Source organism: uncultured Bacteroides sp., from assembly GCF_902491285.1.
GTDB lineage: Bacteria > Bacteroidota > Bacteroidia > Bacteroidales > Bacteroidaceae > Bacteroides.
Genome location: NZ_CABUHK010000125.1, coordinates 1 through 10,160, shown reverse-complemented (window position 1 = coordinate 10,160; position 10,160 = coordinate 1). Strand labels below are relative to the sequence as shown.

The following is a 10,160-nucleotide window of genomic DNA, read 5'->3' as shown; positions in this document are numbered from 1 at the left end:
ACCGAAGGTCTGTCTAAACTGATGGATATAATGGCATCATGTATCGAGCCTATAACAAACGAAAGTAACAGTAAGTAAATATATGAATTTGATTCAAGCATTAAGATTGCCAAACAGTCGAGCAGTAATGACAAATATTGCACGGTTTCATTATCAAAATATTTATAATGTAGGTTTGACCCCTCCGATTGCCACGCAAAGTAATTTGACATTTCAAATAAAAGGATATACCCGTAACTATCGTTTTCTTAGATTAGACTATGCCTGTGTCATATATATTGCGGATGGAATAGCAGTCGTTGCTTCAAATGGCATAGATACTTTAAGTTCAGGTTTTTCGGGGTGTTATATGGCCAGTTTTAGGCACAATGGCATTAGGTATGTTGCTCATATTCCAACGCCTAACAATAGTATTAAAACATCATGGAATCGGGCGGTTAAAAATCTAATAATAGATAATGTTGTTCTTTTTAAACCTACTGAAGGATTGGCGAGAATCCCAGGAACCATTGGTATTTGGGGAATTATAACATTTAACGATAGATGTTATCGGCTTGATGTAAATGAAAACGCTCCTCCAAGTCAAGCCATACGTGGCCAAAGAATTTTTAACTCAATCCCGAGAAATCCCATACTAACAGAAATTCCACCTATCGCCGGTGGTCAGATGCCTTAATAATTATAACAATTGTAAATAAGGGAAGAATGGTTGTTTCATTGAGGAGTAGAATTCTATTCGGATATATAATTCTGGTGGCGGTCATAGGCAGCATGGCCGCCATTCTCATCCATGAACCTGCGAAGTTCCACGACCTATATGCGTATTTTAAATAACGGTATTTACACAAACAGCAAATGAGCGAACAATTCGTTACCACTACCAAGCATTTCCGCAAGCTGCTTGCCGCAGGCTATCTGTTGATAGTCCTGCTGGTGGGCGGCATCATCTGCACGTGGCTCGGAGAATGGCGCGACTTGGAGTTGCTGGAACGGGAGAACCGTGAAATCAACCGCTTCCGCAAGGAAACACACGATGCGTATGTGGGTGTGGTGGAATTGTCACTTTTGGGCGAGTCGGTGCTGGAATGGGACGATAAGGATGTGGCGGCATACCGGCGGCAACGGATGACGGTGGATAGTATGCTTTGCCGCTTCAAGAGCCATTACGAATCGGTGCGCATAGACAGCGTGCGCCACTTGCTGGAGGACAAGGAAAAGCGGCTGTGCGCCATCATGGAAGCTCTGGAACAACAGGCGGACATCAACCGCCGGATAGCCAAGCAGGTGCCGGTGATAGTGCAAACGAGCAGGCAGGAAGAGCCGAAGAAACAGAGGAGGAAAGGTTTTCTCGGGTTGTTCGGCAAGAAACAGGAAGCACCTCCGACGACGACCACCACGATGCTCTACACACTGAACCGTGATATGATAGCGCAACAACGTGCCCAGAGCCATCGTCTGTCGGAATATGCCGACAGCCTTGCCAGCCGCAATGCGGAACTGAACCGCCAACTGCAAACCCTTATCCAGCAGATGGACCACAAGGTGCAGGCTGACTTGCAGGAACGTGAGGCGGAAATATCCGCTATGCGTGAAAAGTCGTTCTTGCAGGTAGGTATCATAACGGGTGTCATGCTGCTGTTGCTCATTATTTCATACATCATCATTCACCGCTATGCCACCCGCATCAAGCAGTACAAACGTAAGACAACAGATTTAATCGGGCAACTGCAAAAGTCCGTAAAACAAAACGAATCGTTGATAGCCTCACGCAAGAAAGCGATGCACACCATCACCCACGAGCTACGCACACCACTGACTGCCATACATGGATATGCGGAACTGATGCAGGACAACGAAGAAGAAAAGATAAGCGGTTATGCGGACAATATCCTGCAAGCCTCCAAGAGAATGACCGACATGCTCAACTCCCTGCTTGACTTCTTCCGCTTGGACAGCGGCAAGGAACAGGCGAATGTCCGTCCGTTTCGTTTGGAAAACATCGCGGAGCTGTTGCAAACGGAGTTTACGCAACAAGCAGAAGCAAAAGATCTTAAACTTACCATCGAGTGCCCGGAGGGTATTATCCTGAATGGCGACAAGGAGCGCATCATACAGATATGCGACAACCTGCTGGGCAATGCCGTCAAGTTCACGAATGCCGGAAGCGTTTCACTTGTCATAAGCTATGACGGCAATAGGCTGACCCTTGTAGTAGAGGACACCGGAACCGGCATGAGTGCGGAAGAACAACAGCGAGTGTTCGGAGCGTTCGAGCGGCTTTCCAACGCCGCCACGCAAGACGGTTTCGGATTGGGGTTAAGCATTGTGAAACAGATAGTCGGGATGCTTGGCGGCACTATACGCTTGGAAAGCGAAAAAGGAGAAGGCAGTCGTTTTACTGTGGAGTTGCCAATGAACACTGCCGATATTGGTATTGAAGAACAGACAGCCGCAGAAAGTCTGGCTCATATAGAAAGACCTTATTCTGTCATCGTATTGGACGACAATCCGATGGTATTATCCATGACAAAGGAAATGTATGCTGGTATAGGTGTGCATTGCGACACGTTCACCACTATTGGCGATGCAATGGAAGCCATGCGGCAGCACACATACGACCTCATGATAACCGATATGAAGATGCCGGAGATTAACGGCTATGAGGTGTTGGAGTTGTTACGCTCGTCAAGTGTCAGCAACTCGAAAGAGATTCCCATTGTCGTGGCGACCGCCTCCGGCAGTTGCAGCGAAGAGGAGCTGTTGGAAAATGGATTTACCGCCTGCCTGTTCAAGCCATTTTCCATTTCCGAACTGGTTGCTGTATCAGACAAATGCCTTTTGACAAGTACGGACAAGGATGAACTTCCCGACTTGTCCTCTCTGCTTGCATATGGTGACAAACGGGCGATGCTCGACCGTTTGATAACCGAAACAGAAAAGGATATGCAGGCTGTCCGGGAAATCATGGAGAGGAATGACCGCAAGGCGTTGGACGAATGGATACACCGTCAGCGAAGTTCATGGGCTGTTATCCGTGCTGACAAACCCTTGTGGAACCTGTATGAACTGCTGCATCAAGAATCTGAATGTTCCGAAATGGAATTGCGGAAATGCGTGGATGCCATGCTTCGTATGGGAACAGTTATCATAGAACTTGCGCAAAAGGAAAGGAGGTTGTCGGATGAAAGTATTTGTGATTGAGGACAACCCCGTCTATAACGATTATGTCTGCAACCTGCTGAAGAAAGACAGCTTCGATACTATGTCGGCATATAATCTTGCCACTGCCAAGAAACTATTGGCAAAGTCAGAGGTGGATGATATTGTCGTTGCCGACCTACGCCTCCCCGACGGTGAAAGCATAGAGTTGTTACGGTGGATGCGTGCCAACGACAAACAGCAGGTGTTTATCGTTATGACCAATTACGGGGAGGTGCATACGGCAGTGGAAAGTATGAAGCTCGGCTCAAAGGATTACATACAGAAACAGTTGTTGGAGGATAAACTGATACCGCTTATCCGCACCCTGCAAAAAGAACATGAAAAGCGACTACAATGGAACATTCCGATATTCGTCCGGCAGGGCGAAGCCTATCAGAAAATCAAGAAACGTGTGCGCCTTGTAGCCACCACCCGGATGAGCGTGCTGATACTGGGCGAGAACGGTACGGGCAAGGAACATATCGCACAACATATACACCAACAAAGCAAACTTGCCGATAAACCTTTTGTGGCAGTGGACTGCGGAGCCTTGTCCCCGTCATTGATACAATCCGCCTTCTTCGGACACGTCAAGGGTGCGTTTACTGGTGCCGAAGCAAACAAGACGGGGTATTTTCTGGAAGCGGATGGCGGCACGCTGTTCCTTGACGAAGTGGGCAACCTAACAATGGAGATGCAACAGATGCTGCTCCGCGCCATACAGGAACGCCGTTACCGTCCCGTCGGTGCAAAGGAGGACAAAACAGCCAACGTGAGGATAGTGGCTGCAACCAACGAGGATTTGCAGAAAGCCGTAACGGAAAAGCGGTTCCGGCAGGATTTGCTCTATCGCTTGCAGGAGTATGTGATAACCATGCCGCCCTTGCGCGACTGCCCGGAAGACATCATGCCATTGGCCGAGTTCTTCCGTGAAATGGCAAACCGTGAGTTGGAACGTGAAGTAAAAGGGTTTGCCGCATCTGCCCGTAATGCCCTGCTCGCCCATGCGTGGCCGGGCAACGTGCGCGAGTTGAAACAGAAGATACAGACGGCAGTCCTGCAATCAGAAGGCGATATGATAACCGAAGCCGATTTGGAACTTGACAATGAACCGTCCGCTACTTCCGCTTGTTTTACATTGAAGAGCGGGGATGAAGAAAGAGGACGTATCCTGCGTGCTTTGAAACAAGCAGCCGGTAACAAGAAAATGGCTGCAAAGATACTGGGTATCGGCAGGACAACGCTGTATAATAAATTGGTAGAGCATGGATTGAATGAAGAAAACTGACCGGAGTATGGCTGTAAATGGCAATAATTGATTAACTTTGCAATTGTATTTCAGAAAATAGCAGGCGATCGGGTAACTTTTCGCCGATGATATAGACATAAGACCGCAAGGCGTTTCGAGCGAAAATCTGGTAAATTGAAACTACGGAGACGATTGCGTGATGCTTATGCTATGCTTACGCATAGCGTGCATTCACGTACTCTCCGTAAAGGCTTTACCAGAGCCATCGCTTGAAAGTAGTGTGAATTGCACGCTACTTTTTTGCCTCGCCAAAAAGGAAAGAAAATACGTTATGGCGAAAATACAATTACTTGCCGTTATCTCAATAGATGGCTGTCCGATGAAACTGCATCCCCGGAAGCGGTTGCTTCAAACCGAAGATTACGGTATGGATGAAATACGTGCCAATGCCCTGTATAAGCTGACATCCGACTATTCGGTATCCGTGCTTCAAGAATGGAGGGAGGAAGGTGGAAGCATTTGTCATTTGTTGGAAGTAACTGCCGGGAATACCGAATATGCCAACGGACTGTTACGGATGAACGTGATAGATGAAATCATACTATACGTTGTTCCAACCATCGACGGAAACGGAGCGCATTTTTTCAAGTCAGCACTACCTATGAATGACTGGCGGCTTATGGAGAACAAAACTTATAGGGACGGAGTAATCCGGCTTACCTATCATAAAGAGCCACGGGCATAAAATGTTCAGATTATGAACATCTTGGCGGGATTTCCGTGCTCAGAAAGTGAACACATGTTCAGAATCTGAACACATTTCACAAGGGATGCAATCAAGGATAAAATTATTTTTGAATTTTATCTTTCTGAAAAACAATGTAGTACAATTTTCTCACAATCTTTTCTCGTGTTTAGGGCTATGATTTGCACCATATATCAGTGTGCGCACACTGATAAACAAGTGTAAACCCTCAAAACAGAAAAGATAATGAACCATCTCATATTGGCGGAAACACAGTTTTTCGCCATGATAAACGGAAAAGACAACGGTAGCACGGAAACGGCATACGGCGGATTCGTGCAGGAAGTAATAAACCTGTGCTACGGCGGCAATGATGCCAAGCATATTATTGTGGCGTTGGCTTTTGCCGAAATCGAATTACAGCACCATCCGCAGAACTTGTCGGCATCGGAGGAGAATGTCGTCACTGTGTATATCCGCAAGGCGTTATCCTTCATCCGAAAGATGCAGAAGATGGTATCCGCTTCTGCAATTACCTCCGTGCCACCACTAACATCCACATCCGAAACCAAAGCCACAGTCCCAGCCTTGCAATGGACCGGTAATGCCGTCGAGTTGGTAGAACTAATCTATGCCCTCTACGCCACCGGCTGCATCAATGGCGGCAAGGCTTCGCTGAAAGAGCTTGCTCCTGTCCTCTATTCCTTTTTCGGTGTGGAGTCCAAAGACTGCTACCGCTTCTATACGGACATCAAACGCAGGAAAAGCGACAGTCGCACCTACTTCCTTGAAAAGATGCAGGACAAACTGAACGCGAAGATGCGACATGACGATGAATTGGAGCGGATGAGGAGATAAACGAATGCCAAACAAAGGATAAGCGGCCGGATTATACGGTTTCTTATCCTTCTTCATTTACAATCACTCTATTATCTGCCGGAAAGCCGATTAAAATCATTAACTTTGCAAGTATTAATCAATGACGGATGAAAATAGATAACCTCGAAATATTGAATGGACTGATTGCCGGAGCCGAAGGCGGGACAGTTGAGTTCAAAGAAACTACCGGGCAGTTGGAGCGTGGAATGGAAACTCTTTGTGCCTTCCTGAACGGTACGGGCGGCACGGTGCTGTTCGGTGTAACCGACAAGGGAAAGATTATCGGTCAGGAAGTGAGCGACAAGACGAAGCGCGATATTGCGGAAACCATCAGACGAATCGAGCCGTTTGCGACCATTGATATATCCTATACAGACATTCCGGGAACGAACAAAAGTGTTATAGCTTTATCAGCGGAAGAACAACGATATATGCGCCCGTTCACCTATAAGGGGAGGGCTTATCAACGGATAGAGAGCGTTACATCTGCCATGCCGCAGGGTATATACAACCTGTTGGTTATGCAGCGAGGCGGAACCTATGCTTGGGATTCCATGCAAAATCCCGGCTTGAAAATATCCGACCTTGACGAAACGGCAATCTTGGGCGCAGTACGTGGAGGAATCAGAGGCGGACGTTTGCCGGAAGGTTCTATGCAGGAGGATGTCCGAACCATCCTTGAAAAATTTGACTTGTTGAATGATGGAAAGCTGAACAATGCTTCCGTTGTCCTATTCGGACGGAACTTCTACCATTATCCCCAATGTCTGCTCCGTTTAGCCCGGTTCAAAGGAACGACAAAAGATGAATTTTTAGATAATCAGCGTGTGACAGGCAATATATTCAACTTGCTGGATGCTGCAATGGCATTTTTCTTCAAGCATTTGTCCCTTTCCGGTAAAATTGAAGGTTTGTACAGAGAAGAGGAACTGAATGTGCCATATAAGGCATTGAGAGAATGTTGCATAAATGCTTTTGCACATCGTGTTTACCATCGCCCCGGCAGTTCAGTCGGGATTGCTATCTATGATGACCGCGTGGAGATTGAAAACAGCGGAACATTTCCGCCTGATATTACCATTGAGAAACTGTTGGGTGGCCACAATTCCGAACCACAAAATCTGATAGTAGCCAATGTGCTGTACAAAAGTGCAGTATTGGAGAGTTGGGGACGTGGCATAGCCCTTATGGTAAACGAATGTCGCCGTGTCGGTATTCCGGATCCGGAGTTTCATACCGACGGCAATGCTGTATGGATTGTGTTTCATTATACAAGAACTACAGTAGGACAAGACCCCACAGCACCCCCACAGCACCCCTATAGTAACCCCACAGTAACCCCACAGTTAGGAAAACTGTTGTCTGCTATTGGGAACAACACTCTCTCTGCTAAAGAAATCATGGAGAAAACGGGAATGAAAGATAAAAGGAATTTCTTAAAGAACTATATCCATCCGGCAATAAATTCCGGTTTGGTCCTTTCACTTTATCCCATAGGCTCCAAGAGTCCGCAACAGAAATACTATCTTACTGATAAAGGTAAAGGTTTCCTGCAACAATAACGGGTATGGCTAAAAAGAAGAAACATAAGAATGATGTAAAAACTGATTTACCGATAATCATGGATTATGGTATCGGCAGTATATCCGTTTATGACCCGGCAGACATAATGCCATACAACGAGCCGCCAATTAGCGAACAAATCCGCTTCAAGAAACTCGGCAAAGAGATGAAATCCGAGTTCAAGTGGCTGGTATCTTCCGTAGTGATTGAGTATTGGCAAGAAAACCGACAGATACCTTTCGGTGAAGAAATGTCGAAACTCAGAACCAGACTGTTGAGAATGTTTGCCGAAGAATACAGCATACTGCTTAAAGACGATACAGAACTGAAAAATTATTTGCTGATGCTTGCCATTACCACCATCAACAAGCATCTCAAATCTGAGAATAAAAAGAGGGTGTCAAAACTCTCTTTTTAACAAAATTACCCTTGCTACAGATATCTGTGACAGGGGTAATTTTCATATTTTGGGTGTTTTGACACATCCCCTTTTTCATATATAAAGGAATCTGTTATTTCTGCTGCAACAGGTGTTTCAAGTTTTCATCATTTGCGATACGTTCCAGTTCCTCTTGAACAATCTGCTTCACTTCCTCCTTGATGCGCCTGTAATTCGCCTGAACCGTTTCCTTCATGCGGTCGTTGCCGTCCCCGTCCGTAAAGTCGGTAATGACGGGGATTTTCTTGTAGGCTTTCTCCTCGCGCTTCACCTTCTCGGCATCCACGACAATCTCGCAATGGAAAATCTTCTGCTCGATACGCTCGTTGAAGTTGTCGGATACCGAACCGACAAACATACCCTGCGTCAAGCCGGAAATCTTGCTCGGCGGGATGAGTGAATCCATCTGCGTGTTGATGGAGGTGGAAACATCCTGCCGGTTGATGGAAATGGACTGCCGTTTCTGCAACACCTTACCGAAGCGTTCGGAAAGCGTCTTGGCGGTTTCACCCACCACCTGACCGGAAAAGATATTGCCGACGGTGTTCATCACGACCTTCGCTTCTTTATCACCGTAGTCGCGCACCAACTGGCTGAAATCCTGAAAGCCCAGACACACGGCAACCTTGTTGCTTCGCGCGGTGGCGATAAGGTTGTCCAACCCCTTGAAATAAATCGTGGGCAGCTCGTCGATGATGACCGACGACTTCAGCATCCCTTTCTTGTTGATGAGTTTCACGATACGGGAGTTATACAGACCGAGAGCGGCCCCGTAGATATTCTGACGGTCGGGATTGTTGCCCACACAGAGTATTTTCGGTTCTTCGGGATTGTTGATGTCCAGCGTGAACTCGCTGTCCGACATCACCCAATAGAGCTGCGGGGAAATCATCCTTGACAAAGGGATTTTCGCGCTTGCTATCTGCCCCATCAACTGCTCCGCAGCCCCTCCGAGCCATGCGTCCATGAACGGAGAAAGATAGTTTTCCAATTCCGGGTAAGAGGTCAGTATCGGGAAAATATCCTCATAGCGGCGGTTCAGGAACTCAATCGCATGGGGGAATGTACAATACTTGCCGTTCTGGAAAATTTTGAGATACCAGATAATAGCCGCGAAAAGGATGATGGGCGATTCTACGAAAAAGTCGCCCTGCTTTTGCACCCAACTTTTATTTAAGTTGAGCATAATGGTGTACGCACTCTCATAAGCGTCCGTAATATCCTCCATGAAGTCCGGGTGAATGGGATTGCAACGGTGCGAACGTCGCGGGTCATCGAAGTTTATCACATAAAACTTCGGTTTCACCTTGTAGCCCTCCGGGTGGTTCAGCAGATGGTTGTATGCTATCGTGGACAAGTCGCTGAATTTGAAGTCGTACACATACATCGAGAAGCCCTTTTCTATCTGCTGCTTGATGAAATTATTTACCACTGCATAGGATTTACCGCTGCCCGGCGTACCCAACACGATGGAAGCCCTAAAAGGATTCACGACATTGATCCAGCCATTGTTCCAACGCTTTTTGTAGTAAAACCGTGTCGGAAGATTGACCGAATACTCGCTTTCGATAAGCCTTGTTTCCTGCATGAAGCTCTCGTTCTCGTTGTTGAACACATCATCCATGAGGTTGTGCTTCAACAGGCGGCTCAACCACAGACCGCCCATCAGCAGGAATACATAGCCCGCGCCAACGGCCAGGATATACAGTCCCGTCACCGCCTCCACCGGCAATGGCAGGGCCAGTATCCACCAGTTGAGGAAGAACAGCACGAAGCCCACGGCAAGGACCGCCCAGATTTTCCCCCACGTGATTTTCTCGCCCTTCACGCCCTTTGTCCCCAGACAGGACAGGGCAAGCAGGAGGACGGCAAATAGTTTCGTGTAGAGGATGGAACGGAACAGCCCCGCCGTGCGGTTGAAGTTCATCAGTATCCTGTCCACCACACCGATGTCCACACCCCAGAGCCGTATGGCTTCATAACAGAACCAGTACACGTTCATGACCACTAAAATAATACTCACGGCACGCAGAAAATCCATGATTTTCGCCAATGCCCTCAAATCGTCTTCTTGTTGTGACATA

General features: G+C 47.2%; 8 protein-coding genes and 1 pseudogene. 8 read left to right on the top strand and 1 reads right to left on the bottom strand.

Annotated features, from left to right (window positions below; translation table 11 throughout):
* The 8 genes and pseudogenes from RDN93_RS20685 to RDN93_RS20650 form a co-directional block, all read left to right on the top strand.
* A pseudogene (locus tag RDN93_RS20685) lies at nt 1–78 on the top strand (alpha-amylase); the annotation flags it as partial.
* A 4-nt stretch (nt 79–82) separates the two neighbouring features.
* The gene (locus RDN93_RS20680) at nt 83–676 is read left to right on the top strand and encodes a hypothetical protein (RefSeq protein ID WP_308747237.1); all 594 of its coding nucleotides are present in this window, start codon (nt 83–85) and stop codon (nt 674–676) included.
* 179 nt (nt 677–855) lie between these two features.
* Nucleotides 856–3,201, top strand: a complete 2,346-nt coding sequence (locus RDN93_RS20675) for an ATP-binding protein (protein ID WP_149990390.1) — start codon at nt 856–858, stop codon at nt 3,199–3,201.
* Entirely contained in the window at nt 3,182–4,489 is a 1,308-nt protein-coding gene (locus RDN93_RS20670) for a sigma-54 dependent transcriptional regulator (protein WP_308747236.1), read from the top strand. The genes RDN93_RS20675 and RDN93_RS20670 overlap by 20 nt, the downstream gene beginning before the upstream one ends.
* A 292-nt stretch (nt 4,490–4,781) precedes the next feature.
* Nucleotides 4,782–5,195 (top strand): hypothetical protein, encoded by a 414-nt coding sequence (locus RDN93_RS20665; protein WP_004315319.1) that lies wholly within the window; start codon nt 4,782–4,784, stop codon nt 5,193–5,195.
* Between the two features lie 246 nt (nt 5,196–5,441).
* Nucleotides 5,442–6,053, top strand: coding sequence for an RteC domain-containing protein (locus tag RDN93_RS20660; protein WP_048927471.1), 612 nt, complete (start codon nt 5,442–5,444; stop codon nt 6,051–6,053).
* A gap of 128 nt (nt 6,054–6,181) precedes the next feature.
* A complete protein-coding gene (locus RDN93_RS20655; RefSeq protein ID WP_221661807.1) occupies nt 6,182–7,636 on the top strand; it encodes an ATP-binding protein in 1,455 nt (484 codons plus the stop codon).
* 5 nt (nt 7,637–7,641) lie between these two features.
* Complete coding sequence (locus RDN93_RS20650) at nt 7,642–8,055, top strand: hypothetical protein (RefSeq protein ID WP_005776215.1); 414 nt, start codon at nt 7,642–7,644, stop codon at nt 8,053–8,055.
* A 94-nt stretch (nt 8,056–8,149) separates the two neighbouring features.
* On the opposite strand, the gene mobC is transcribed toward RDN93_RS20650, so the two are convergent.
* Nucleotides 8,150–10,159: a conjugal transfer protein MobC gene (gene mobC, locus RDN93_RS20645; RefSeq protein WP_005776214.1), complete on the bottom strand. Its 2,010-nt coding sequence runs from the start codon at nt 10,157–10,159 to the stop codon at nt 8,150–8,152.
* Nucleotide 10,160 lies beyond the last annotated feature (1 nt).

Coding starts and splice junctions, on each gene's coding strand:
- RDN93_RS20680 (WP_308747237.1), top strand. CDS start 83: ATGAATTTGATTCAAGCATTAAGATTGCCAAACAGTCGAGCAGTAATG.
- RDN93_RS20675 (WP_149990390.1), top strand. CDS start 856: ATGAGCGAACAATTCGTTACCACTACCAAGCATTTCCGCAAGCTGCTT.
- RDN93_RS20670 (WP_308747236.1), top strand. CDS start 3,182: ATGAAAGTATTTGTGATTGAGGACAACCCCGTCTATAACGATTATGTC.
- RDN93_RS20665 (WP_004315319.1), top strand. CDS start 4,782: ATGGCGAAAATACAATTACTTGCCGTTATCTCAATAGATGGCTGTCCG.
- RDN93_RS20660 (WP_048927471.1), top strand. CDS start 5,442: ATGAACCATCTCATATTGGCGGAAACACAGTTTTTCGCCATGATAAAC.
- RDN93_RS20655 (WP_221661807.1), top strand. CDS start 6,182: ATGAAAATAGATAACCTCGAAATATTGAATGGACTGATTGCCGGAGCC.
- RDN93_RS20650 (WP_005776215.1), top strand. CDS start 7,642: ATGGCTAAAAAGAAGAAACATAAGAATGATGTAAAAACTGATTTACCG.
- mobC (WP_005776214.1), bottom strand. CDS start 10,159: ATGTCACAACAAGAAGACGATTTGAGGGCATTGGCGAAAATCATGGAT.